This is a genomic window from Providencia zhijiangensis (genome assembly GCF_030315915.2).
Taxonomy (GTDB): Bacteria; Pseudomonadota; Gammaproteobacteria; order Enterobacterales; family Enterobacteriaceae; genus Providencia; species Providencia zhijiangensis.
This window is the reverse complement of the sequence record NZ_CP135990.1, coordinates 559,639-584,935: the sequence shown is the minus strand read 5'-3', so window position 1 is coordinate 584,935 and position 25,297 is coordinate 559,639. Positions and strand designations below refer to the sequence as shown.

Genomic DNA, 25,297 nt, shown 5'->3' with positions numbered 1-25,297 from the left:
AAGCTCAATTTTTTTGTTATTAATATGTTAATTAACTCACATTATATGCTATAAACATTAATAATATTTTATCAATTATTTAATAAGTTGAAGGCGAGTTCTAAGAGAGTACAGGAAGGGTAAAATAGAGCAGCCCCGAAAGGCCGCTAGAAAACTATTTATTAATAATGGCTTTCAGTTTGCTGTAACGACGGATCAAACGCCATTTTAATTTCAGCGTTGTGGCATGCTTCCAAACAATATCCCAGTAACCTTTATCAAAAAACAGCTGGATCATCTGCTTTTGCGTTTCCGGTGACTTAATGGCCAATAACGCTAAAACAACCCCTAAGCCTTCTTTCCCCACTTGCCATAAGCAGGCCGGTGCTTGTTTCACTTCCTCAGGATGACGTTTATAGATATCCATCAACATATCCAAGATCTTCAGGTAGGTATTGATCTTACGTACTGAGCGCTCATCTCCGGTTAAAGAATGAGAAACAGATTGGTTATGGATCAGATATTCATAATATTGTTCATTGATAAACTGCACGCGTTTGGCAACCAGCAGCATTTCGGTCGTCCAAGGAATATCTTGATGGTGCAATCTAGGTTCAAAGGTAAAATTGTGTTCTCGAATTAATGACAAACGATACAGATTCAACCATGTTACATGGAGAAATTTACGGGAGCTCAAGCCAATTTGTAGCCATTGAGGACCCGTAATCACGCCAGTAGAAGGCACTTTATTCGGCGGGAAAATAGCCTTCGGAGCATCTCCATTAGTGTAAACATAAGTACCATTACACGTAGCTACGTCCAGATCACCCGCTAAGGCAATCTCTAATAAGCGGCCATACATTCTGGCATCAATTTCATCATCAATATCAGGGAAAGTGATGTATTTCCCTGTTGCGACAGCCATTCCAGTATTACGCGCAACGGAAACACCACCATTTTCCTGAGTGAGTACTTTGAAATTCTCAAACTTATCTTCGTATTGACGGATCACGGATTCGCTATCATCTTTTGAACCATCGTTCACAACGATCAGTTCCCAGTTTTCGAGTTTTTGGGCAATTAAGCTGTCAAAAAAATGGGGTAAAAACTTTTCGCCGTTATAAACCGCAACAACGATACTCAATACAGGCTGAAGGGACATGTTTAACCTTACGCTCATTAAAAATGAATGATAATGACAAAATATATTCTAGTTTTTATGAAAAATTCATAATTCAATCAAAACTGTTATGATAACGGCAACTTTACCTAATTCTATTATTACTCAAATTATCAAATCGCTGTGAACTAATTTTGGCTTCTCTTACCTAAGAGATGTCAATTATACCTCACCTTAACAAAAGGATCCTCCTGTGGCTGGAAGTAGCTTACTTGCCTTATTAGATGATATCGCAGCAGTTCTAGATGATGTGTCAGTGATGACAAAAATGGCAGCAAAAAAAACGTCCGGTGTTCTGGGGGATGACCTCGCTTTAAATGCTCAACAAGTCACTGGCGTTCGTGCCGAAAGAGAGATCCCTGTCGTCTGGGCTGTCGCAAAGGGCTCCTTCATCAACAAACTCATTTTAGTCCCACTCGCATTATTGATTAGCGCTTTCATTCCGTGGGCAGTCACACCATTATTAATGATTGGAGGCGCATATCTCTGCTTTGAAGGCGCTGAAAAACTTGCCCATAAATATCTACATAAACATGAGACTTCACCGTCAGAAGCTGCACGAGAGGCGCAGCCCTCAGAACAAGAAATAGCGGCATTTGAAAAACAAAAAATTAAAGGTGCAATCCGTACTGATTTTGTTTTATCTGCGGAAATTATCGCTATTACCTTGGGTATCGTTTCTTCAACAACTCTCCTGAACCAATTTGCAGTTTTATCAATTATTGCCATTGTCATGACTGTCGGGGTGTATGGGTTAGTTGCTGGTATAGTCAAGCTAGATGACTTAGGCTTCTATCTACAGAAAAAAGCATCTACTTTGCTACGTAAATGCGGTAATGGGTTAATTTATGTAACCCCTTATTTAATGAAAACATTATCTGTTGTAGGGACGGCTGCCATGTTTATGGTCGGAGGTGGGATACTCACTCACGGAATTATCTATCTACACTTATGGATCGAAAAAATAGCAGAAAAGACAGGTAATATCGGTGTTATTGGTAATACACTACAATTTTTAACTCCTTCCATTCTTAATTTAATTTTTGGCCTAGCTATCGGTTTACTTATTGTTTTCATTATTAACTTTTTTGCTCGATTTAAAAAAACAAAATAAAGCTAAAAACTGACTAATATCCTTAGATACATTATGGTAATAGTCAGTTTATTTTGTATCAGGATAAAGGAAGAATGCCAACACTTTACCGACGATTTTCGATCATCAACCAGGTTATTGGGTTAATGCTGCTTATTGCTGTTTTGGGCATTATCGGTATGACGATTTCCAATCGCATGATCATCAGTGTACAAGGCAACGCGCATGCCATTAACACATCAGGTTCCTTGCGCATGCAAAGTTACCGCCTACTTTCTTTAACGCCCATAAACCAACATAACCAAAATTACCTTGATGAGTTAGAGAAAGACTTACTCAGCCCCGAGCTCACCCAAGTGGTTAAAATTGAAAATCTCACACCTGAATTTAATAAAATACATGAATTTTGGCTGAACACTTTAAGACCCGCACTCACTAAGGCATCTTCGCCTGATGATGCCCGCTATGAAGTTATTACTTTTGTTAATATGCTCAATGAGTTAGTTCATAACATTGATGATAAAACTGAGAAAAAAATCGCTTACGTTGCGATGACTCAGTTGACTTTTATTAGCTTAGTCTTTTTGCTATTGATGGGGACAATCTGGCATTTGAGACGAAAAATTTATTACCCATGGATGAAGCTACTTTCTATGGTTAATGCCATTGGGCGTAAAGATTTTACTCAGCGCTATCCCATGAAAAATAATAAGCAAGATGAACTCAATGCCCTAGGTGAAACCCTTAATCATATGTCTGATGAGCTGGCGCAAAGTTATCACCAACTCGAAGAACGTGTAGCAGAAAAGACCGCAGACTTACTCGCTAAAAACCGTGTTTTGTCATATCTTTATCAATCAAATCAAATATTACACTCATCGGAAACGCTTTATTCAAGATTACAAAAAGTTCTCGCGGAGCTGAAAAACATTACACAGTTAGAAAACTTGCGACTCAAATTATATGAAGATAGCAATGAACAATATTTCCATGAAATCTCTTATGCAACAACCAATCTCGAAATAGATAAAGCAAAGCTACCTTCTACTAATCAGCATCCATTAAACTATGATCAATTAAACAATGCTCCAGCAAAAGAATATCAAACGTTACAGTGGGATCTCTCTGATAACATGCACCAATATGGTGTAATTATCGGTGAAGTTGAGCAAAAACAACCATTTTCTGATGAAAAAAACAGATTGGTTCTTATGCTCGCGAAGCAAATTTCAGGTATGCTCACCATGGAGCAACAGATAGAGCAACAACAACAGCTGCTGATTATGGATGAACGTGCCGCGATTGCCAGAGAGCTTCATGACTCTATCGCGCAATCACTCTCATGTTTAAAAATGCAAATTAGCTATCTGCAAATGCAACCAGAACCATTACCAGAAACAACTCTACATTTGCTCAATGAGATGCGTACAGAAATTAATACTGCATACAGTCAGTTACGGGAATTATTGACGACTTTCCGCTTGAAACTCACAGAATCAGGATTATTACCTTCACTCAAAAGCACTTTAGGTGAATTTAGTGGGCGTATTGGCTTTAATATTCAACTTAATTATGAAATTCCAGCGAAAAGTATCTCGCCACACCAATCTATCCACATAATACAAATTATTCGCGAAGCACTAAGTAATATTCTGAAGCATGCCAATGCAACTTGGGCTAAAGTTTCATTAAGCCAACATAGAGGCACCGTCATCATTACAATTGATGATAATGGCAATGGTATCGATGACAATCCAAATAAACTTAATCATTATGGCCTCATAATTATGAGAGAAAGAGCACTTAGCCTGAATGGCGAGTGTTACATTACTCAACGTACAGAAGGGGGAACCGAAGTGAAAGTTACATTCCCTTTATCTGATATTTAAAACATCTGACATTTAGAACATTTGATATTTAAAACACCGGATAAAATCATTCATGGAGACTAAAAATATAATGACCGAAAAATCAACGATCCTACTTATTGATGATCACCCAATGCTCCGAAATGGTGTAAAACAGCTGATTAGCTTAGAGCCTTCACTTCAAGTTATTGGTGAAGCTGGTGATGGCAAAACGGGTATTCAGATAGCAGAAGAACAAGATCCTGACCTGATCCTTTTAGATCTCAATATGCCCGGAATGAATGGTTTTGAAACCCTAGATGAGCTCAGAAAACGCGAACTGTCAGGTAGAATTATTCTCTTTACCGTATCGAATTATAGTGACGATTTGATCAGTGCGCTTAAGCGAGGTGCGGATGGTTATTTACTAAAAGATATGGAACCTGAAGAACTCATTATCGCACTCAAAGAAGCTGCAAGTGGAAAAATGGTAGTTAGCCCAACATTAACTTCTGTTCTTGCGGAATCATTAAGAGAAAATCAATCACAAAATGAAAGCGATGCTGCCGCACTAACGCCAAGAGAATCTGACATTTTAGAGCTTATAGCTCAAGGATTATCAAATAAAATGATCGCGAGAAATTTAGACATCGCAGAGAGCACCGTAAAAGTACATGTAAAACATTTACTTAAAAAACTAAATCTAAAATCTAGAGTCGAAGCCGCTGTCTGGGTGCTCCAACAAAAATAATATTTTTCATCATACCGTCTTCATTCATAGCTAAATGATCGATTCATCTAGCTATGAATGCACTTTATCAATCTCCCATTGCAAATGGGCAAAGGCTATTAATAGCTCTAATCTACAAGTCATTTTTTTCTAGTTATAATAAGCTTGTTTTCGACTCTTACTGATACAGATGACCACTATGATAGAAGAACAGCTTATTTTAGTTAATGAACAAGACACGCCGATTGGTAGCATGCCAAAATTACTTGCTCATCAGCAAGGCTGCCTGCATCGTGCATTTTCTATCTTCATTTTTAATCGTAAGAACGAATTGCTCATTCAACAACGCGCCTTTCATAAATATCATTCTGCTGGACAGTGGGCCAATTCCTGCTGTAGCCATCCAAGGCCACAAGAAGATACTCATGATGCAGCTTTACGTCGCTTAGCGGAAGAACTCGGTTTTTCAACTTCATTAACTCATGTTGGTGAGTTTATTTATAAAGCGGATGTTAATGGTGGGCTAATTGAGCATGAGTATGACCACCTATTTGTGGGGTACTATGATGATCAAGTCATTCCTAATCCTGAAGAAGTCGGAGCTACCCGCTGGGTTAGCCTTGAAACCTTAGCCCAAGAAATCAGTGCTTATCCTGAAAAATTCACTCCATGGTTCAAAAAAATCTGGGAAAAATACCCGTTACTGCATTTTTCTTCCTAATCCTTCTTCTATATTGCGTCAACTGCATACATTCATTTTCTATCTGCCACAGAGAGTCTTTTAATAAGCATTAGAGACTGTAATCGATAGTCTTTAGTCTTAATTAGATCAATGGAAGGATCTTAATGTCTGTTTGATATCTGATTCTGGCGTTAAGTGACCACATCACACGAGAAATTTTTCTGTCGAAATAATCTGTTATTAGCGAGACTTGGTTATTAACCTTGAGATGATGGTATTGCTTTTTTTGTTGGATAACTACAGTGATGCCCCACAGATGGTGATACTCCAAAAGCAAGATATTACAGCTTAATAGCTAAAATGGCTTAGACTTTTTTGATCTGAAATAGAGAGGATTTTAAGACTTATTGTTTCTTGAATAATGATTTTCGGGTGGTAGGTTTTGCATAGTCGCCTTTAAATGCAGGTAGTCAGAGAGTAAGAATAACGGAATTTGTAAGATCTGAAGGTGTCTGTTTCGATAATAGCACCTCAGAGGGTGACAATCTGACCTTTTATCACCTATTTTTCATGCCCCAAACGCAAAAAAGCCACCCAATGGGTGGCTTCTCGGCTAATTTAATGTCTGGCAGTTCCCTACTCTCACATGGGGAGACCCCACACTACCATCGGCGCTACGGCGTTTCACTTCTGAGTTCGGCATGGGGTCAGGTGGGACCACCGCGCTATTGCCGCCAGACAAATTCTGTTTATTCCCGTTTAGTCTCTAATCCACTAAACCAGAATATCAATCCTGAACAAGCTGTCGTGTCCACCTCTCGGCGTCCCACTTCATTGAATCAACTTTAATCTCTCATCTCGAAAACACCTTCGGTGTTGTCAGGTTAAGCCTCACGGTTCATTAGTATTGGTTAGCTCAACGTATCGCTACGCTTACACACCCAACCTATCAACGTCTTAGTCTTAAACGTTCCTTTAGGACCCTTAAAGAGTCAGGGAAGACTCATCTCAAGGCAAGTTTCCCGCTTAGATGCTTTCAGCGGTTATCTCTTCCGCACTTAGCTACCGGGCAATGCCATTGGCATGACAACCCGAACACCAGTGGTGCGTCCACTCCGGTCCTCTCGTACTAGGAGCAGCCCCTTTCAATCTTCCAACGCCCACGGCAGATAGGGACCGAACTGTCTCACGACGTTCTAAACCCAGCTCGCGTACCACTTTAAACGGCGAACAGCCGTACCCTTGGGACCTACTTCAGCCCCAGGATGTGATGAGCCGACATCGAGGTGCCAAACACCGCCGTCGATATGAACTCTTGGGCGGTATCAGCCTGTTATCCCCGGAGTACCTTTTATCCGTTGAGCGATGGCCCTTCCATACAGAACCACCGGATCACTAAGACCTACTTTCGTACCTGCTCGAGCCGTCACTCTCGCAGTCAAGCTGGCTTATGCCTTTGCACTAACCGCATGATGTCCGACCATGCTTAGCCAACCTTCGTGCTCCTCCGTTACTCTTTGGGAGGAGACCGCCCCAGTCAAACTACCCACCAGACACTGTCCGCACCCCAGATAATGGGGCTACGTTAGAACATCAAACATTAAAGGGTGGTATTTCAAGGTTGGCTCCACGCAGACTGGCGTCCACGCTTCAAAGCCTCCCACCTATCCTACACATCAAGGCTCAATGTTCAGTGTCAAGCTATAGTAAAGGTTCACGGGGTCTTTCCGTCTTGCCGCGGGTACACTGCATCTTCACAGCGAGTTCAATTTCACTGAGTCTCGGGTGGAGACAGCCTGGCCATCATTACGCCATTCGTGCAGGTCGGAACTTACCCGACAAGGAATTTCGCTACCTTAGGACCGTTATAGTTACGGCCGCCGTTTACTGGGGCTTCGATCAAGAGCTTCTCCTTACGGATAACCCCATCAATTAACCTTCCAGCACCGGGCAGGCGTCACACCGTATACGTCCACTTTCGTGTTTGCACAGTGCTGTGTTTTTAATAAACAGTTGCAGCCAGCTGGTATCTGCGACTGGCTTCAGCTCCATGAGTAAATCACTTCACCTAATGCCAGCGTGCCTTCTCCCGAAGTTACGGCACCATTTTGCCTAGTTCCTTCACCCGAGTTCTCTCAAGCGCCTGAGTATTCTCTACCTGACCACCTGTGTCGGTTTGGGGTACGATTAATGATAATCTAGAGCTTAGAGGCTTTTCCTGGAAGCGGGGTATGAGCTACTTCGCCACCGTAGTGACTCGTCATCAGACCTCAGCATATAGTGAACCGGATTTGCCTAATTCACCTGCCTACATCCTTAAACCGGGACAACCGTCGCCCGGCCAGCCTAACCTTCTCCGTCCCCCCATCGCAATTATCACCAGTACGGGAATATTAACCCGTTTCCCATCGACTACGCATTTCTGCCTCGCCTTAGGGGTCGACTCACCCTGCCCCGATTAACGTTGGACAGGAACCCTTGGTCTTCCGGCGTGCGGGTTTTTCACCCGCATTATCGTTACTTATGTCAGCATTCGCACTTCTGATACCTCCAGCATGCCTCACAGCACACCTTCACAGGCTTACAGAACGCTCCCCTACCCAACAATATTTACATATCGCTGCCGCAGCTTCGGTGCATAGTTTAGCCCCGTTACATCTTCCGCGCAGGCCGACTCGACCAGTGAGCTATTACGCTTTCTTTAAATGATGGCTGCTTCTAAGCCAACATCCTGGCTGTCTGAGCCTTCCCACTTCGTTTCCCACTTAACTATGACTTTGGGACCTTAGCTGGCGGTCTGGGTTGTTTCCCTCTTCACGACGAACGTTAGCACCCGCCGTGTGTCTCCCGTGATAACATTCTTCGGTATTCGTAGTTTGCATCGAGTTGGTAAGTCGGGATGACCCCCTAGTCGAAACAGTGCTCTACCCCCGAAGATGAGTTCACGAGGCGCTACCTAAATAGCTTTCGGGGAGAACCAGCTATCTCCCGGTTTGATTGGCCTTTCACCCCCAGCCACAAGTCATCCGCTAATTTTTCAACATTAGTCGGTTCGGTCCTCCAGTTAGTGTTACCCAACCTTCAACCTGCCCATGGCTAGATCACCGGGTTTCGGGTCTATACCCTGCAACTCATTCGCCCAGTTAAGACTCGGTTTCCCTACGGCTCCCCTATACGGTTAACCTTGCTACAGAATATAAGTCGCTGACCCATTATACAAAAGGTACGCAGTCACACCACAAGGGTGCTCCCACTGCTTGTACGTACACGGTTTCAGGTTCTATTTCACTCCCCTCGCCGGGGTTCTTTTCGCCTTTCCCTCACGGTACTGGTTCACTATCGGTCAATCAGGAGTATTTAGCCTTGGAGGATGGTCCCCCCATATTCAGACAGGATAACACGTGTCCCGCCCTACTCGTCGAGTTCACAACACTAACACCTTCGGATACGGGGCTATCACCCTTTACTGCCGGCCTTTCCAGACCGTTCTCCTGATGCTAATGCTGATTAAGACTCTGGGCTGCTCCCCGTTCGCTCGCCGCTACTAGGGGAATCTCGGTTGATTTCTTTTCCTCGAGGTACTGAGATGTTTCAGTTCCCTCGGTTCGCCTCGTTTGACTATGTATTCATCAAACGATAGTGCAACGAATTGCACTGGGTTTCCCCATTCGGAAATCGTCGGTTATAACGGTTCATATCACCTTACCGACGCTTATCGCAGATTAGCACGTCCTTCATCGCCTCTGATTGCCTAGGCATCCACCGTGTACGCTTAGTCGCTTAACCTCACAACCCGAAGGTGTCTTTTCATCAGACGACACGAAACGTCATGGCTGTGCGTGGTGAAGTTCTTCGTTGGGCAGGGTTCGCAATGCTCACGTACTCATGTACGCTGCGCTTGCTGCACGCTGTCCGCCTTGAATTTCACACTGCTCGCTCATGCCACTTGCTTGTGTGTTTGAAAAACACGTTCAAGTTGAGATTTTTGAGAGACTCTCACATTGTTTAAGCGATAAACAATGTGCGTTGTTTTCAATTTTCAGCTTGTTCCAGATTGTTAAAGAGCATAATTGTTAAACCAACTACAAGGTAATTGGCTTAATCATTATTTGTGGGGAACGTCTTTCACTCATTCTCCGCGCAATTGGCGTCCCCTAGGGGATTCGAACCCCTGTTACCGCCGTGAAAGGGCGGTGTCCTAGGCCTCTAGACGAAGGGGACACTACAGTCAGCTTCGCAGACGCGCTTTTTGCTCTACTTTCTATCAGACAATCTGTGTGAGCACTTCACAAGTACACTTCAATGGTAAGGAGGTGATCCAACCGCAGGTTCCCCTACGGTTACCTTGTTACGACTTCACCCCAGTCATGAATCACAAAGTGGTAAGCGCCCTCCCGAAGGTTAAGCTACCTACTTCTTTTGCAACCCACTCCCATGGTGTGACGGGCGGTGTGTACAAGGCCCGGGAACGTATTCACCGTAGCATTCTGATCTACGATTACTAGCGATTCCGACTTCATGGAGTCGAGTTGCAGACTCCAATCCGGACTACGACGTACTTTATGAGTTCCGCTTGCTCTCGCGAGGTCGCTTCTCTTTGTATACGCCATTGTAGCACGTGTGTAGCCCTACTCGTAAGGGCCATGATGACTTGACGTCATCCCCACCTTCCTCCGGTTTATCACCGGCAGTCTCCTTTGAGTTCCCACCATCACGTGCTGGCAACAAAGGATAAGGGTTGCGCTCGTTGCGGGACTTAACCCAACATTTCACAACACGAGCTGACGACAGCCATGCAGCACCTGTCTCAGAGTTCCCGAAGGCACTAAAGCATCTCTGCTAAATTCTCTGGATGTCAAGAGTAGGTAAGGTTCTTCGCGTTGCATCGAATTAAACCACATGCTCCACCGCTTGTGCGGGCCCCCGTCAATTCATTTGAGTTTTAACCTTGCGGCCGTACTCCCCAGGCGGTCGATTTAACGCGTTAGCTCCGGAAGCCACTCCTCAAGGGAACAACCTCCAAATCGACATCGTTTACAGCGTGGACTACCAGGGTATCTAATCCTGTTTGCTCCCCACGCTTTCGCACCTGAGCGTCAGTCTTTGTCCAGGGGGCCGCCTTCGCCACCGGTATTCCTCCACATCTCTACGCATTTCACCGCTACACATGGAATTCTACCCCCCTCTACAAGACTCTAGCTGACCAGTCTTAGATGCCATTCCCAGGTTAAGCCCGGGGATTTCACATCTAACTTAATCAACCGCCTGCGTGCGCTTTACGCCCAGTAATTCCGATTAACGCTTGCACCCTCCGTATTACCGCGGCTGCTGGCACGGAGTTAGCCGGTGCTTCTTCTGTTGGTAACGTCAATCGTTGATGATATTAGCATCAACGCCTTCCTCCCAACTGAAAGTACTTTACAACCCTAAGGCCTTCTTCATACACGCGGCATGGCTGCATCAGGCTTGCGCCCATTGTGCAATATTCCCCACTGCTGCCTCCCGTAGGAGTCTGGGCCGTGTCTCAGTCCCAGTGTGGCTGATCATCCTCTCAGACCAGCTAGGGATCGTCGCCTTGGTGAGCCATTACCTCACCAACTAGCTAATCCCATATGGGTTCATCCGATAGCGCAAGGACCGAAGTTCCCCTGCTTTGCTCCTAAGAGATTATGCGGTATTAGCTACCGTTTCCAGTAGTTATCCCCCTCTATCGGGCAGATCCCCATACATTACTCACCCGTCCGCCGCTCGTCAGCGAGAAGCAAGCTTCCCCTGTTACCGCTCGACTTGCATGTGTTAGGCCTGCCGCCAGCGTTCAATCTGAGCCATGATCAAACTCTTCAATTAAAAAGCTTGATGCTCAAAGAATGTTACTGTCGTTTGATTTCCGAAGAAACCAAATTACCTATTAGTTCATATATATGAATTAACGTGTTAGTCACTCTTCAAGACTTAAAATCAAATATTTTTTTGATAGTGTCCTGTGAGTGCCCACACAGATTGTCTGATAAATTGTTAAAGAGCGGTGCGACATTTCTTAAGAAATTCGACTCAGTTTTTATCAACTTAGGTCGTTGTCGCGAGGTGGCGTATATTACGCTTTCCTCAGTGAGAGTCAAGCATTTTTTTGCTTAATCTTTTCAGATTCTCTCGCTGCCGGTTCAGTGTCCATCGCGCTTTGCGTTGGCTTGTTCCCGGTCAGTGGATGCGCATTATAGGGAGTCGCAGAAATCCTGCAAGTGTTTTTTGAATATTTTTATTCGACCGTTTTCTTTTTAAACAAATCGTATAAATCAACCACGATTTGTTTAAAAATAAGCCTAGATATTATCAAATCTCGTTGCGAACTCAGCGACATCATCCCAATTAGTGTATTCAATTTCTGTATTTGGGTCGGTTGGCCCGTCTGTCATTTTCATAATCAGTCTGATCATCACTCTATCAAACCATTTATAGCGGGGGTAAAACAGCGCACCTGCAAAAACAGACTTCACGGTCGGTTGCCATGGACACTTCTCTAAGAACTTACGAGTATACGCATTCGTCTCAACAGTATTCTTACCTTCTTTTCTTGCTGTAAGGTTAACGGCAAAGAATCCCGTCTTCATCGAATTAAGTTGAGTTTGATGGGTTGTGGCAAAACGCACTAACTGCTTATTGAAATGTCCATAACGAATAGAAGCTCCCACTAGCACCTTTTCGTAAGCAGATAAGTTAAAGCTTTTATCTGAATTCAAATCACGAATATCACACTCACGCCCAGCGCGACGTAATTGATCTGCCATTTTAAGTATGATTTTTTTGGTTTGCCCATCGGTGCTTGAGTGCAAAAGTAGATAACTCATTTTTCTTCCTAATCGTTACTATCTATATACGTTAGCGACGCAGCTATATTACTCACGCCAGAAAGTTGGGGTCAGTAACACTAATAAAGTAAACACTTCCAAACGACCAAACAGCATCGTGACAACTAAAATCCATTTACCTGCAGGATTCATTGTCGTGAAGTTATCAGCAACAGTACCTAAGCCAGGACCTAAGTTATTCAACGTTGTTGCAATCGCTGAGAATGCAGAAAACTCATCCACCCCAGTAGCGATTAAAAGCAGCAAGCTAACCACGAAAACTAAAGCATAAGCAGAGAAGAATCCCCAGACAGCTTCAATGATCCTTTCAGGCAACGCCCGCTGCCCTAATTTAATGGTATAGACCGCATTAGGATGTACTAATCGCTTTAATTCTCGTGAGCCTTGCAGGAACAGTAAAAGGATACGAATAACTTTTAATCCCCCTCCCGTTGACCCTGCGCATCCACCGACAAACGCCGCACATAATAGAAGCATTGGTAAGAACATCGGCCAGCCAGAAAAACTGTCGGTGGTGAAGCCCGCGGTGGTCGCCATCGAGACCACTTGGAAAAAGGCTTGATCCAGCGTTTGTCCAAAGCCAGCATATACGGAGTGATACATCAGCACCGCGGTACAGATCACGACTAGAACAAACTGGAAACTGATGAACATTCTAAATTCAGGGTCGCGCCAATAAATTCCAAGGCTTCTTCCCGTTAGAACCGCAAAGTGCAAACCAAAGTTACAACCCGAGATAATTAGAAAGACGCCAATAATGGTATTAATGGCAGGACTATTAAAGTAGCCGATGCTGGCATCATGGGTAGAAAACCCACCGATCGCGATGGTTGAAAAACTGTGTGATATCGCATCGAACACATCCATACCGGCGATCCATAATGCAATCGCACACGCAATAGTTAGCAATACATAAATAAGCCAAAGGGTTTTTGCCGTTTCCGCAATTCGCGGACGCATTTTGTTATCTTTTAATGGCCCCGGCATCTCAGCCCGATAGAGCTGCATCCCCCCGACACCTAAGAGAGGCAAAATCGCGACAGCAAGTACAATAATCCCCATCCCTCCAAGCCATTGCAGCATCTGCCGATAGAATAAAATCGCTTTCGGAAGAGAGTCTAATCCCGTCAGAGTTGTTGCACCGGTAGTTGTTAGCCCAGAAAAGGATTCAAAGAAGGCATCTGTAACAGATAAATTGGGTTTTTCAGAGAAGATAAATGGCAGCGCCCCGACACTTCCTAGCACCGTCCAGAACAGAACAACGATCAAAAAACCTTCTTTTGCTTTTAATTCATGTCGGCTATTTCGCGTAGGTAACCATAAAAAAAGCCCAATCAGCAATGCCGTTATAAAAGTTTGACTAAATGCTCGTCCCGCACCATCGCGATATATCAGTGCGACAATACCAGGTATGACCATAGTAAAAGAGAAGATAATGACGAGTAACCCGACAATACGAGTTATTGCGCGAAAATGCATTCGGCCGGTTCCTTGCTATGCTGTTTGCTCTTGTGACGGTTCTAAGAGAGTAACTTCCCCACGACTGATATCACGTAATTTATCATTAACCTCCTGCTCACAAGTAGCAGGAATAGAAATTTGCAAAGATACAGACTCATTATAATCACTGAGCAATATAGTACCATTTACCTGAGCTAATAATTGCTCAACTCCATTGATAAGTGAGTAATCACATACCACATTGAAGATTTTTTGAGGGACTTTCGTTTGTGTTGGGAGCAACTTCAGTGCCTGCTGAACCCCACTGCCATAAGCACGGACTAGCCCACCCGTACCTAACTTTATTCCACCAAAATAACGCACAACAACACAAGTGATCTCACCTAAGTTACTACCTAATAGCTGCGCCATAATGGGTTTACCTGCTGTTCCCGTAGGCTCTCCATCATCAGAAAAACCTAACTGTTGAGAATCATCAGGTCGCCCCGCCACAAATGCCCAGCAATGATGCCGGGCATCGGGGTATTGCGCTTTAATCGATTGAATATAATCTTTCGCAGCTTCAATACCCTCGGTATGAGCGATATAAGTAATAAAACGGCTTTTTTTGATCTCTTCCGAAAAAGAGATCGTTTCTGCCGGAATTGAGTACGCTTTCATTACGGTAAATGCAAATCTCGAGTCATATTTTCAATATGGTTATGATGGATGACGATATTATCTTCAATTCGAATACCACCATAAGGTTTGAAGTGCTCGATTTTATCCCAATTAAAGTGCTGACTGAACTCCCCTGTACGCCACGCAGAAAGCAGGGACTCAATAAAGTAAAGACCCGGCTCGATAGTTAACACCATTCTTGGTTCTAAAATACGAGTGCAGCGTAAGAATGGATACATTTTCGGTGCAGCTAAATGAGTCCCATCTTCATCCTGCATAAAACCAGCTACATCATGTACTTGCAAACCTAACGGGTGGCCTAAGCCGTGTGGTAAAAATGGTGTTGTTAGGCCATTTTCAACCATGGCATCTTCGCTAATTCCTTTCACAATTCCATGTTTAGCGAGTAATTTGGCAATACGGTGATGCATATCTACATGGTAATCAGTATAACGCACGCCAGCTTTAATCGATGCGATCAGAGCGAGTTGTTCTGTATTCAAATCTGCAACTAATTCTGCAAATTCGCTTTTGTTCTTAGCTGCATAAGTGCGAGTAATATCAGCGGCATAACCATTGTACTCAGCACCCGCATCAATCAAGAAGCTACGTAATTCACTCGGGACCGTTTGCTGTAATTTAGTATAATGAAGCACTGCTGCATTTTCATTTAAAGCTACAATATTACCGTAAGGTACATTAGTATCACGATGACCTGTCGCTCCTAAATAACTAATATTAATATCAAATTCACTTGCTCCGGCTTGGAAAGCTTCGAAAGCTGATAAGTGACCATTCACCGCCATTTTTTGGGCTTCGCGCATGCAGTACAGCTCATAGTCTGTCTTATATGAACGATGATAGTGATAATAATCGAGTACAGGTTTTGGATTGATATTGTGTGTAGAAATACCTAGGGATTCAGCTTTGTTTGCAGAGGAGCCAATATAAGCTAGATGCTCTTTCGGTAAATTAGCTAAAAAGCCTTTAATTTCATCCGCATTTTTTAGATGAATAAGCTCAACTTCTTTCGTCCAGAAGCTAGTTGGTAAAGGTTCAACGCTATGCCAATAATCAACGGGTGAGTAAAACCATAACTTCGGCTTATTCACACCGTCGACTAATAACCAGGAATGAGGGACATCCGTTACAGGAACCCAAGCTTTGAAATGCGGATTTACTTTAAATGGGTAGTCACTATCATCGAGGAAAATGCGAATTGGCTCTCCCGAATGAATCAGGATGGCATCTAATTTACTGCGTTGTAAAACTTGCTGAGTCGTTTCTTGTAACGTTTTAATATGTTCTGCGTAGAGTCCAGCCAGTTTTTCCATTTCGTTCAACCTTTCAGTATTAGTTAGAAAAATCAAGCTTATCACGTTCTGCTAATAACGTGTATGTACTCAATGACAAGATAAGATTAATACATTGATTATTAATGAAAATATCATTTTCACCTTGTGTTATTTACCTTAATTCCTGTGAGCCGCCTTCCAGTTTTGTTATTAACCATTTGCATTTAATTAACATTATCGTCACACTGATTTTCATCTGGTCATACCAGATAAGACCGCCACATAAAGGAGAACAGCATGCTTTATCAAAGTGAGACAATCTCTATTCAATGGTTGAAAAAAGGTATTGCAGAACTGGTGTTTAACTCATCAGGACCAATCAATAAATTGGATACACATACCGTCGCTTCACTTGATGAAGCCGTTGCAGTACTCGAACAACAAAGCGATTTACAAGGCGTTATTTTGCGCTCAGATAAACCCGCTTTTATTGTTGGCGCAGACATCAAAGAATTTTTATCCCTATTCGAAGCATCCAAAGAAACCCTCAGTGATTGGCTTGGTTACGCAAATAGTATATTTAATCGCCTTGAAGATCTTCCCGTCCCAACGATTAGTGCCATTAATGGTTATGCGCTGGGTGGTGGCTGTGAGTGTGTACTCGCTACTGATTTTAGAATTGCGTCACCGGATGTCAGAATTGGCCTACCTGAGACTAAGTTAGGGATTATGCCTGGCTTTGGCGGGTCAGTACGTTTACCTCGGCTTATTGGTCTTGATAGCGCTCTGGAAATTATCACTGCAGGTAAAGATGTTAGTGGGCCTCAAGCGCTTAAACTCGGTTTAGTGGATGCGATTGTCGAAACTGAAAAATTACCACAAGCGGCCTTACAAATCATCGAGCAAGCTATCTCTGGTGCACTAAATTGGCGTCAAGCACGACAGCCAAAACTTGAGCCGTTAAAACTTAGCGCACTTGAGCAGGCAATGAGCTTTAATGTTGCCAAAGGCATGGTTTATCAAGTTGCAGGGAAACACTACCCTGCACCAATGAGCGCCGTCAATACCATCGAGAAAGCAGCTAACTGCACCCGCGATGAAGCGCTGAAACATGAAACTGCCGCGTTTGTCCCGTTAGCTCACAGTGATGTTGCTCGCGCATTAGTGAATGTTTTCTTAAATGATCAACAGGTTAAGTCTACCAGTAAAAAAATTGCAGGCTCCGCAGGTGCTCCGACCCATGCGGCTGTTTTGGGTGCGGGTATTATGGGTGGCGGCATTGCTTATCAATCTGCGAGCAAAGGCGTTCCTGTTTTAATGAAAGATATCAATGAAAAATCATTAGATTTAGGTATTGATGAAGCAAGAAAACTGCTCAATGGTCAGTTTGAAAGAGGAAAAATAACCGCAGATAAGATGGCGACAACACTAGCAGCTATTCACCCTTCGTTGTCCTATGCTGGTATTGAAAATTCTCAGGTGATCGTTGAAGCTGTCGTTGAAAATCCTAAAATTAAAGCTGCCGTACTGTCTGAAGTAGAATCACTCATCACATCTGAGACTATACTGGCTTCTAATACTTCAACCATCCCAATTACCGAGTTAGCAAATTCCCTTAAACGCCCAGAAAATTTCTGTGGTATGCATTTTTTCAACCCAGTTCACCGCATGCCTTTAGTGGAAATTATTCGTGGGGAAAAAACCAGTGATGGCACCATTGCTAAAGTGGTGGCTTACGCGAATAAAATGGGGAAAACTCCAATCGTTGTGAATGACTGCCCCGGATTCTTCGTTAACCGTGTCCTTTTCCCTTACTTCGCTGGTTTTAACTTGCTGCTTCAAGATGGCGCCGATTTTAGAGAAATCGACAAAGTCATGGAAAAAGAGTTTGGTTGGCCAATGGGCCCAGCTTATCTACTGGATGTTGTTGGAATTGATACCGCGTTTCATGCAGAGCAAGTCATGGCTCAAGGCTTCCCGCAAAGAATGCAAAAAGTAGGTAAAAACGCCATCGATATTATGTTTGAACAACAACGTTTTGGTCAGAAAAATGGCAAAGGCTTTTATCAATATGAAAAAGATAAAAAAGGAAAGCCAAAGAAAACTGATGACCCAAAAACCGATGAACTATTAAATTCGATTCGCCAAAGTAAGCGTTCATTTACTAAAGATGAGATTATTGCTCGAATGATGACACCAATGGTGAACGAAGTGGTTCGCTGCCTTGAAGAAGGTATTATTCAAAGCCCTTCAGATGCCGATATTGCGCTAGTTTATGGCCTTGGCTTTCCACCATTCCGTGGGGGTGTTTTCTGCTATCTTGACACACTCGGTAGCCAGTCTTACGTCAAAACTGCGGAGTCCTACTCCCATTTAAGCCCGCTTTATCAGGTTCCAAATGGATTAAAAGAAAAAGCGGCCACTAACGCCAGATACTATCCGCAGCCACCGGTTGTGGCTATTGATGTTAAAAAAGTTGCGAGAGGTTAATCCTATGGAAAATGTCTTCATTATTGATGGTATACGCACACCAATGGGCCGTTCCAAAGGCGGTGTATTTCGTCATGTAAGAGCAGAAGACCTCTCTGCACACCTGATGAATGCAATTTTTGAACGCAATCCCAATGCGAAAAAGAAAGAGTTGGATGACATTATTTGGGGATGTGTTCAGCAAACCTTAGAGCAAGGTTTTAATATCGCCAAAAATGCAGCATTGTTAACTGATATCCCGCACACCGTGCCAGCCGTTACAGTCAATCGCCTTTGTGGCTCTTCGATGCAAGCCATTCATGATGCAAGCCGTTTCATTATGACGGGCGATGCACACTCCGTTTTGATTGGCGGTGTTGAGCATATGGGGCATGTTCCAATGACTCACGGTATTGATTTCAATCCAAAGCTCACATTACGCGTAGCAAAAGCCTCTGGAGCAATGGGTTTAACTGCTGAGATGCTTGCTAAAATGTATAAAATCAGCCGAGAAGAGCAAGATGCTTTTGCATTGAGATCTCACCAACGCGCGGCTGCGGCAACCAAGAATGGTAAATTTAGCCGTGAAATCGTTCCGATTGCAGGGCATGATGCCGATGGCAATCTGATTTCAATCAACTATGACGAAGTCATCCGTTTTGATGCCACTTTGGAAGGACTCGCTGCACTAAGACCCGCTTTCGACCCTGTCAGTGGTACTGTGACCGCAGGCAATTCGTCAGCACTGTCTGATGGTGCTTCAGCCATGCTACTTGCCAGTGGATCTTATGCCAAACAGCATGGATTAAAACCTCGTGCAAAAGTTCGAGCCATGGCCGTGGTTGGTTGTGATCCATCCATCATGGGATTTGGACCGGTTCCTGCAACTGAGTTAGCGTTAAAGCGTGCGGGGCTGACGTTGAATGATATTGATATTATTGAACTTAATGAGGCTTTCGCGGCTCAGTCTATTGCTTGCCTAAAAGGACTGCAAATTTCAGAAAGTCAAGTGGACCAGAAGGTAAATCTAAGTGGCGGCGCAATTGCATTAGGTCACCCTCTCGGTTGCTCTGGCGCAAGGATCACAACCGCGTTACTTAATCAGTTAGAGCAACATGATAAGCAGTTTGGTTTAGCTACAATGTGTATTGGATTTGGGCAAGGCATCGCCACAATTATTGAAAGGGTTTAATCAGTTTTGCCGTTACATTGTCATCTGTTGTCAATGTTCCCGCCTAGTCAGGGGCGGGATTTTTTTATCCACGAACCGCTCAGTGAAATCAATCAACCAATCAACCAATCAACCAATCAACCAATCAACCAATCAACCAATCAACCAGAATATTGAATACAACTCCGTCCATCCCCTAAATAGTTCAGGTCACAGGTAGGCGGCGAGTAAAGCTATCCCTTGAGCATACTGAAGTATGTGATAGGGTAGCTTTATGAAGCCAACACCCCTGTGGCTTGAAATATGACGGGGATATGCAAACTATGAGTATGTGACTAGGGTAGCCTATGAAGCCAACACCCCTACAACTTGAAATATGACGAGTTATAGAAAGTCGAAGGCATCGCCGAACAACTGGGTGGGCTTTGCCCCCCTCTCATTACAAAACCTATCCCGCGCAATCTTCGCCATCTCAAAACGCCCTGCAATATAAATATCATGCCCAGACAAATCACCGAAATCTTCTAGCACGGTACTCAAAACAGTTCCCGTTCTTCCACGCCAATTTTCATCCGGTTGCTCAACAACAGGGACAACTTTCAGGTTAGGATAACGCTCACTAATAGCTTGTAATTCACCGAGATCATACAAATGCTCCAACTGGCGACCACCCCAATAGAAAGTAATATCTCGTTGAGAATTTTCAGCCAGTGCAGCCAATAAAATAGAATGGGTATAAGAGAAGCCAGTACCGCCTGCGATCAAGATCATCGGGTTTTGGCTATTTTCGCGGAACCACGCTTTGCCGTGAGGAATATCAATATCAATACGTTGCTGTTCTAAAATACGATCCATCACCGCCATCGCGTACAAATTAAATTCTGATGCGCCAATATGCAGTTCGATAGATTGATTATTTTCAGGTGTAGAAGCCATAGAGAATGGTCGTTTGTCTCTTTCATCCATAACGACCATAAGATATTGACCCGCTTTAAAATGAAAAGGTCCGTCTGGCAACAAAATAACCCGATAAACTGTATCCGTGATAGATTCAACAGATGTGACTTTACAGCTCAAAGTTGCCATGATTTTCCTCTTACTTTTCAATAATATTTAACTGTTCCCAGATATCATCTACGCGGGATTTGACACTCTGCGTCATGACAATTGGGCGTCCCCACTCACGGTTGGTTTCTCCCGGCCATTTATTGGTCGCATCCATTCCCATTTTGGAACCAAGTCCAGAAATCGGTGATGCAAAATCGAGATAATCAATCGGTGTGTTTTCCATCATGACAGTATCGCGAGCTGGATCCATACGTGTTGTGATGGCCCAAATAACATCTTTCCAATCACGAGCATTGATATCATCATCACAAACAATCACGAACTTAGTGTACATGAACTGGCGCAGGTAAGACCAGACGCCCATCATTACTCTTTTTGCGTGTCCTGCATACTGTTTTTTCATGGTAACAACCGCCAGACGGTAGGAACAACCTTCTGGTGGCAAATAGAAATCCACAATTTCAGGGAACTGCTTTTGTAAAATAGGTACTAAAACTTCGTTCAGGGCTTCCCCTAATACTGCGGGTTCATCCGGTGGACGACCTGTATAAGTAGAGTGATAAATCGCATCGCGACGTTGAGTCACATGAGTCACAGTAAATACCGGGAAATCATCAATCTCATTATAATAACCCGTGTGGTCGCCATAAGGACCTTCTGGTGCCATTTCGCCAGGTTCAATATACCCTTCAAGGATAATTTCAGCCCCAGCGGGAACTTCTAAGTCATTAGAAATACACTTTACAACTTCCGTTTTATTGCCCCGAAGTAACCCAGCAAAAGCATATTCAGATAGCGTATCAGGAACCGGCGTCACTGCGCCTAAAATCGTTGCGGGGTCAGCACCTAGCGCCACAGCGACTGGGAATCGTTCACCTGGATGTGCCTGACACCACTCTTGGAAATCCAGCGCACCACCGCGATGAGATAACCAACGCATAATAACTTTATTTTTACCAAGGACTTGCTGGCGATAGATACCTAAATTTTGGCGTTCTTTATGAGGACCTTTCGTGACCGTTAAACCCCAAGTAATCAGCGGCGCAGCATCTTCCGGCCAGCAATGCATAACAGGGATCTTAGTCAGGTCAACATCATCACCTGCCCAAATCTCTTCCTGACAAGGCGCTGAGCTCAAGCGTTTAGCTGGCATGTTCAGCACTTGCTTGAATTTCGGCAATTTGTCCATTAAGTCACGAAAACCCTTCGGAGGATCTGGTTCTTTCAAGAAGGCGAGTAACTTACCCACATCATGTAAGGCTTTAATATCTTCTTGCCCCATTCCCATAGCAACGCGCTTGGTTGTACCAAACAAGTTACACAGAACGGGCATGTTATAGCCTTTAGGATTTTCGAATAGTAAGGCTGGCCCCCCTGCTCTTAGTGTACGATCTGCGATTTCAGTCATTTCCAAGTAAGGATCGACTTCCATCGTAATGCGTTTTAGTTCGCCTTGCTTTTCAAGCTGCGCGATGAAATCTCTAAGGTCACGGTATTTCATTATCTTCTTTTACTATTACAGGGGGAACCTCATTATAAGGTTCCCAGCCAAGGTTACAAGTTGCTGTTAAACATACTTAATAATCAATATCTTCAGATTAAGTATATCACTTTACTTGCAATCAAACGGAACATAATCCTTTAATGATACGGTATCAAATTGCTCAGGGAATGTTTTGTTGTGCTGAAACAGCTTGAAGCCTTCATTTTTGCCACTGAAGTAACTTAACTCATTACCTTTGATCTGTAATCCGCTACCTTCACGTAACGCAACAACCACTTCATGAGGGTTAATAACACAGAATTCTTGTAGGCGCTCATCGCGTGTTTCACCCATATGCCCAGAAATATGCGCATCAATATAGTGTGGGTTGATTTGCATTGGGAACAGACCCAAGGATGGCATGATAACTGCATTACTCACAGGCATATCATTCGTTGTACGAATGCTTGGAGTCGCCACGTTGCAACCTGCGCTCCAACCAATGTAAGGTACACCGCGTTCACGTACTGCACGTTGGATAGCAACAATTAAGCCATTCTCATGCAAGCATTTATTTAACCACCATGTATTACCGCCACTCACAAGAATACATTCTGCTTGTTCGATGGCTTCTACTGGGCTCTCAAAATGTTCAATCGAAGTCACTTTAATACCTAAAGCATCGCTTAACTGCTCCGCACGCTCATCGTGAGAACCTCGTAAAACAGCATAAGGCACTAATACTGCAGACTTAATCTGTTTACGTTCAATCATTTCGCTAATTCTTGGTAATGCGTAACTTAGCCATACAGGGTTGCCGGAAAGTTTGCCATTACTCAGTAAAAAGATATCCATGGTGTCTCCTACAAAAAGTGTATTAACTGCTGTGTTTATTATGTATCTAATTTCGTAACTATCGAATTAATCGATACTTGTGTAGATGAATAATATTGTGCTACTCATCATTAGTCACATTCTTATGCCTTAATTTGTTATCATGAGCATAAATTTGTTGGATGGGATCAAAAAATGGAAAAATGGTATTTGCTGTATTGCAAACGAGGGCAACTGGATAGAGCGGTTGAGCACTTAACTCGACAAGATGTGACTTGCATGACTCCAATGACTGAAATGGAAAAAGTCGTTCGAGGCAAACGCACAGTTATCACTGAAGCGCTATTTCCCAATTACCTGTTTGTAAAATTCGATCATGAGCAAATTCATACAACCACTATCCAATCTACACGTGGTGTCAGCCACTTTATTCGTTTTGGCGCATTACCGGCTGAAGTTCCTGAAGAGATAATTAACCTCATACAGCAGACGCCTATCAGCCATACTCAATCTCCGGATCTCCCTTCTCAGGGAGACAGTGTTGTTATTACTGAAGGCATTTTTGCCGGTGTTAAGGCCATCTTCAATGAACCAAATGGTGAGTCGCGTTCAATTCTTTTGCTTAACATCTTAAATACCACTGTCGCAAAAGTCATTAATAATACGCAATTTAGAAAAGAGTCCGAATAAGTTTCTCTCGATATATTTGCTTCAAACAGGCATAAAAAAAGCCCATTGAGTGGGCTTTTTATTTCACAATAACGTTGTCACCGTGACTATTCTTCTGGCTCTTCTTCTTCGTCATCGCCTCTACGTCGACCTTTGCCAACATAGAAATTCGACAGTAATACCCCAAGCTCAAACAGCAAGTACATCGGTACTGCGAGTAGAGTTTGCGATAAAACATCTGGCGGAGTCAGGAACATCCCGACGATAAACGCACCTACTAAGATGTATGGGCGCTTACGTCTGAGTGATTCTGGAGTCGTTACGCCAGTCCAGCACAGTAAAATAATCGCGATTGGCACTTCAAACGCAGCCCCGAATGCCATAAACAATGTCATGACAAAACTGAGGTATTTGCTGATATCCGGTATAAAGTTAACGCTTTCTGGCGTTGTTTTTACAAAGAAGCCAAAAGCTAACGGGAATACCACAAAGTAAGCAAATGCCATTCCTAGATAGAATAGGAAGCTACTTGATACCAGTAACGGCAGCATTAATCGACGTTCATGCTTATACAGCGCAGGCGCGATAAATGCCCAGACCTGGTACAAAATGACCGGTATCGAAACAAATACAGATACCATCATGGTCAGTTTAATCGGGGTAAAAAACGTCGATGCTACGTCTGTCGCACTCATTTGAGAGCCAACAGGCAGCTTATCAATCAAAGGCGCAGCAACAAGGCGATAAATATCATTTGAAAAATAAGCGAGCGCCGCAAAGACGATTAATACCGTAATCAAACAGTTTAGTAGCCGCTTTCTTAGTTCAATCAGGTGGCTAATAAGTGGTTGAGCATCATTGACAGCCATGTGTTATTTTTCACTTTCTGTTTGATTGGAGTTTGTTACTTTAGCATCGAGTGGCTTAGAGTCTGTTGGTGTTGCTGAAGCAGGTTTTTCTTCAACAACTGCAGCCATCTTAGCAGCATACTCAGGATCAGGGTCTGACTCTTGAGTTTGCGAAGAACTAGCATGGGATTCCTTTACCGCAGCATCGTAGTTTTCTGTGATCTCTTTTGCTTTGTTCAACTCAGATTGGACATCATTGGTTGTTGCCTGATAACCACTTTGTAAAGACAAAGCAGCATGACGCAGGTCATCCATCGACTTTTTAAGTTCTGGAGAAAGAGTTTCCAAACCCGCTTTCTCTTCAACTTTTTTAAGAGTCTCTTGCAGTTCTTGCAATTTCAGTTCTTGTGATAGCTCATTCTGGACATTAGCAGCCATAGAGCGCATAGCACGAATCCAACCAGCAACAGTTCTCACTGCCACTGGTAGACGTTGTGGGCCTAATACCACAAGACCGATGATCGCAACTAGCAGTAGTTCACTAAAACCTATGTCAAACACGGTTTATCCCTGCTCTTTATTTTTGCTCTCAACTGGGCTGTCTTTTTTTTCAGGAGCCTGTTGTTCAGTGATATTTTTTGGTGCAAAATCAGCGTCTTGCTTCTCTTGCTCTGCTTTCGCTTTTGCAGCTTCATCATCACTCATTGCTTTTTTGAAGCCTTTAAGTGATTCGCCCAAATCAGAACCTAAAGAACGTAATTTCTTGGTGCCGAAAATTAAAATGATAAGCAAAGCAATGATAATTAATTGCCAAGGACTACCGAAAGCAGCCATTGCAAAAGTTGATTCCATTGTTAATACCTCTATAGTTTTGGGATCAATTGTAACTAACTCTATTATATACAACCAACGCTAAATACGGAAATGATCACAGCCTTATAAACTTGTCGCAAAACAAAGTC

18 protein-coding genes, 1 tRNA gene and 3 rRNA genes are annotated in these 25,297 nt (G+C 43.4%); 7 read left to right on the top strand and 15 right to left on the bottom strand.

Annotated features, from left to right (window positions below):
- Positions 1–154: 154 nt before the first annotated feature.
- The gene (locus QS795_RS02545; RefSeq protein ID WP_286272383.1) at positions 155–1,141 is read right to left on the bottom strand and encodes a glycosyltransferase; all 987 of its coding nucleotides are present in this window, start codon (positions 1,139–1,141) and stop codon (positions 155–157) included.
- 211 nt (positions 1,142–1,352) lie between these two features.
- Between QS795_RS02545 and QS795_RS02540 the strand changes: the two genes are divergently transcribed.
- The 4 genes from QS795_RS02540 (at position 1,353) to idi (ending at position 5,550) form a co-directional block, all read left to right on the top strand.
- Positions 1,353–2,273, top strand: coding sequence for a DUF808 domain-containing protein (locus QS795_RS02540; protein WP_286272380.1), 921 nt, complete (start codon positions 1,353–1,355; stop codon positions 2,271–2,273).
- A 74-nt stretch (positions 2,274–2,347) separates the two neighbouring features.
- On the top strand, positions 2,348–4,141 hold the full coding sequence (gene narX / locus QS795_RS02535) for a nitrate/nitrite two-component system sensor histidine kinase NarX (RefSeq protein ID WP_286272378.1): 1,794 nt from the start codon (positions 2,348–2,350) through the stop codon (positions 4,139–4,141).
- A gap of 70 nt (positions 4,142–4,211) precedes the next feature.
- Complete coding sequence (narL, locus tag QS795_RS02530; protein ID WP_230086564.1) at positions 4,212–4,850, top strand: two-component system response regulator NarL; 639 nt, start codon at positions 4,212–4,214, stop codon at positions 4,848–4,850.
- A gap of 178 nt (positions 4,851–5,028) precedes the next feature.
- The gene (gene idi, locus QS795_RS02525; protein WP_286272375.1) at positions 5,029–5,550 is read left to right on the top strand and encodes an isopentenyl-diphosphate Delta-isomerase; all 522 of its coding nucleotides are present in this window, start codon (positions 5,029–5,031) and stop codon (positions 5,548–5,550) included.
- Positions 5,551–6,134: 584 nt separating this feature from the next.
- Here the strand turns inward: idi and rrf are convergent.
- The 8 genes from rrf to pepQ all read right to left on the bottom strand — a co-directional run bounded on the left by rrf (position 6,135) and on the right by pepQ (position 15,832).
- A 5S ribosomal RNA gene (gene rrf / locus QS795_RS02520) occupies positions 6,135–6,250 on the bottom strand.
- Between the two features lie 141 nt (positions 6,251–6,391).
- Positions 6,392–9,297 (bottom strand): 23S ribosomal RNA (locus QS795_RS02515).
- Positions 9,298–9,656: 359 nt separating this feature from the next.
- Positions 9,657–9,732, bottom strand: a tRNA-Glu gene (locus tag QS795_RS02510).
- An 85-nt stretch (positions 9,733–9,817) separates the two neighbouring features.
- Positions 9,818–11,358 (bottom strand): 16S ribosomal RNA (locus QS795_RS02505).
- The 16S, 23S and 5S rRNA genes sit together here with 1 tRNA gene alongside, the layout of an rRNA operon.
- A gap of 473 nt (positions 11,359–11,831) precedes the next feature.
- Complete coding sequence (hemG, locus tag QS795_RS02500) at positions 11,832–12,356, bottom strand: menaquinone-dependent protoporphyrinogen IX dehydrogenase (protein WP_154602114.1); 525 nt, start codon at positions 12,354–12,356, stop codon at positions 11,832–11,834.
- Positions 12,357–12,404: 48 nt separating this feature from the next.
- A complete protein-coding gene (gene trkH / locus QS795_RS02495) occupies positions 12,405–13,856 on the bottom strand; it encodes a Trk system potassium transporter TrkH (protein ID WP_286272325.1) in 1,452 nt (483 codons plus the stop codon).
- A 15-nt stretch (positions 13,857–13,871) separates the two neighbouring features.
- Entirely contained in the window at positions 13,872–14,498 is a 627-nt protein-coding gene (locus tag QS795_RS02490; protein ID WP_154638724.1) for an IMPACT family protein, read from the bottom strand.
- On the bottom strand, positions 14,498–15,832 hold the full coding sequence (gene pepQ, locus QS795_RS02485) for a Xaa-Pro dipeptidase (protein WP_286272324.1): 1,335 nt from the start codon (positions 15,830–15,832) through the stop codon (positions 14,498–14,500). The genes QS795_RS02490 and pepQ overlap by 1 nt, the downstream gene beginning before the upstream one ends.
- Positions 15,833–16,090: 258 nt before the next feature.
- Here pepQ and fadB point away from each other — a divergent pair, with 258 nt between their 5' ends.
- Entirely contained in the window at positions 16,091–18,283 is a 2,193-nt protein-coding gene (gene fadB, locus QS795_RS02480; RefSeq protein WP_286272322.1) for a fatty acid oxidation complex subunit alpha FadB, read from the top strand.
- Positions 18,284–18,287: 4 nt separating this feature from the next.
- Complete coding sequence (gene fadA / locus QS795_RS02475) at positions 18,288–19,454, top strand: acetyl-CoA C-acyltransferase FadA (RefSeq protein WP_154602110.1); 1,167 nt, start codon at positions 18,288–18,290, stop codon at positions 19,452–19,454.
- Positions 19,455–19,817: 363 nt separating this feature from the next.
- Here fadA and fre read toward each other — a convergent pair whose 3' ends face one another.
- The 3 genes from fre to pepE all read right to left on the bottom strand — a co-directional run bounded on the left by fre (position 19,818) and on the right by pepE (position 22,839).
- Entirely contained in the window at positions 19,818–20,519 is a 702-nt protein-coding gene (fre, locus tag QS795_RS02470) for an NAD(P)H-flavin reductase (RefSeq protein ID WP_286272320.1), read from the bottom strand.
- 10 nt (positions 20,520–20,529) lie between these two features.
- Positions 20,530–22,002 (bottom strand): 4-hydroxy-3-polyprenylbenzoate decarboxylase, encoded by a 1,473-nt coding sequence (gene ubiD / locus QS795_RS02465; RefSeq protein ID WP_006658346.1) that lies wholly within the window; start codon positions 22,000–22,002, stop codon positions 20,530–20,532.
- A gap of 111 nt (positions 22,003–22,113) precedes the next feature.
- Complete coding sequence (pepE, locus tag QS795_RS02460; RefSeq protein WP_036954932.1) at positions 22,114–22,839, bottom strand: dipeptidase PepE; 726 nt, start codon at positions 22,837–22,839, stop codon at positions 22,114–22,116.
- A 174-nt stretch (positions 22,840–23,013) separates the two neighbouring features.
- On the opposite strand from pepE, the gene rfaH reads away from it, so the two are divergent.
- Complete coding sequence (gene rfaH, locus QS795_RS02455) at positions 23,014–23,508, top strand: transcription/translation regulatory transformer protein RfaH (RefSeq protein WP_286272316.1); 495 nt, start codon at positions 23,014–23,016, stop codon at positions 23,506–23,508.
- A gap of 86 nt (positions 23,509–23,594) precedes the next feature.
- On the opposite strand, the gene tatC is transcribed toward rfaH, so the two are convergent.
- From tatC to tatA, 3 genes are read right to left on the bottom strand one after another with little or no spacing between them, the layout of a single operon-like run.
- Complete coding sequence (tatC, locus tag QS795_RS02450) at positions 23,595–24,356, bottom strand: Sec-independent protein translocase subunit TatC (protein ID WP_036954937.1); 762 nt, start codon at positions 24,354–24,356, stop codon at positions 23,595–23,597.
- A 3-nt stretch (positions 24,357–24,359) separates the two neighbouring features.
- Positions 24,360–24,896, bottom strand: coding sequence for a Sec-independent protein translocase protein TatB (gene tatB / locus QS795_RS02445; protein WP_036954940.1), 537 nt, complete (start codon positions 24,894–24,896; stop codon positions 24,360–24,362).
- Positions 24,897–24,899: 3 nt separating this feature from the next.
- Entirely contained in the window at positions 24,900–25,187 is a 288-nt protein-coding gene (gene tatA / locus QS795_RS02440) for a twin-arginine translocase TatA/TatE family subunit (RefSeq protein WP_036954943.1), read from the bottom strand.
- Positions 25,188–25,297 lie beyond the last annotated feature (110 nt).

Bases quoted from the DNA above. Each gene is read 5' to 3' on its own strand.
- QS795_RS02545 (WP_286272383.1), bottom strand. From the start codon at position 1,141: ATGTCCCTTCAGCCTGTATTGAGTATCGTTGTTGCGGTTTATAACGGC.
- narX (WP_286272378.1), top strand. From the start codon at position 2,348: ATGCCAACACTTTACCGACGATTTTCGATCATCAACCAGGTTATTGGG.
- narL (WP_230086564.1), top strand. From the start codon at position 4,212: ATGACCGAAAAATCAACGATCCTACTTATTGATGATCACCCAATGCTC.
- idi (WP_286272375.1), top strand. From the start codon at position 5,029: ATGATAGAAGAACAGCTTATTTTAGTTAATGAACAAGACACGCCGATT.
- hemG (WP_154602114.1), bottom strand. From the start codon at position 12,356: ATGAGTTATCTACTTTTGCACTCAAGCACCGATGGGCAAACCAAAAAA.
- trkH (WP_286272325.1), bottom strand. From the start codon at position 13,856: ATGCATTTTCGCGCAATAACTCGTATTGTCGGGTTACTCGTCATTATC.
- QS795_RS02490 (WP_154638724.1), bottom strand. From the start codon at position 14,498: ATGAAAGCGTACTCAATTCCGGCAGAAACGATCTCTTTTTCGGAAGAG.
- pepQ (WP_286272324.1), bottom strand. From the start codon at position 15,832: ATGGAAAAACTGGCTGGACTCTACGCAGAACATATTAAAACGTTACAA.
- fadB (WP_286272322.1), top strand. From the start codon at position 16,091: ATGCTTTATCAAAGTGAGACAATCTCTATTCAATGGTTGAAAAAAGGT.
- fadA (WP_154602110.1), top strand. From the start codon at position 18,288: ATGGAAAATGTCTTCATTATTGATGGTATACGCACACCAATGGGCCGT.
- fre (WP_286272320.1), bottom strand. From the start codon at position 20,519: ATGGCAACTTTGAGCTGTAAAGTCACATCTGTTGAATCTATCACGGAT.
- ubiD (WP_006658346.1), bottom strand. From the start codon at position 22,002: ATGAAATACCGTGACCTTAGAGATTTCATCGCGCAGCTTGAAAAGCAA.
- pepE (WP_036954932.1), bottom strand. From the start codon at position 22,839: ATGGATATCTTTTTACTGAGTAATGGCAAACTTTCCGGCAACCCTGTA.
- rfaH (WP_286272316.1), top strand. From the start codon at position 23,014: ATGGAAAAATGGTATTTGCTGTATTGCAAACGAGGGCAACTGGATAGA.
- tatC (WP_036954937.1), bottom strand. From the start codon at position 24,356: ATGGCTGTCAATGATGCTCAACCACTTATTAGCCACCTGATTGAACTA.
- tatA (WP_036954943.1), bottom strand. From the start codon at position 25,187: ATGGAATCAACTTTTGCAATGGCTGCTTTCGGTAGTCCTTGGCAATTA.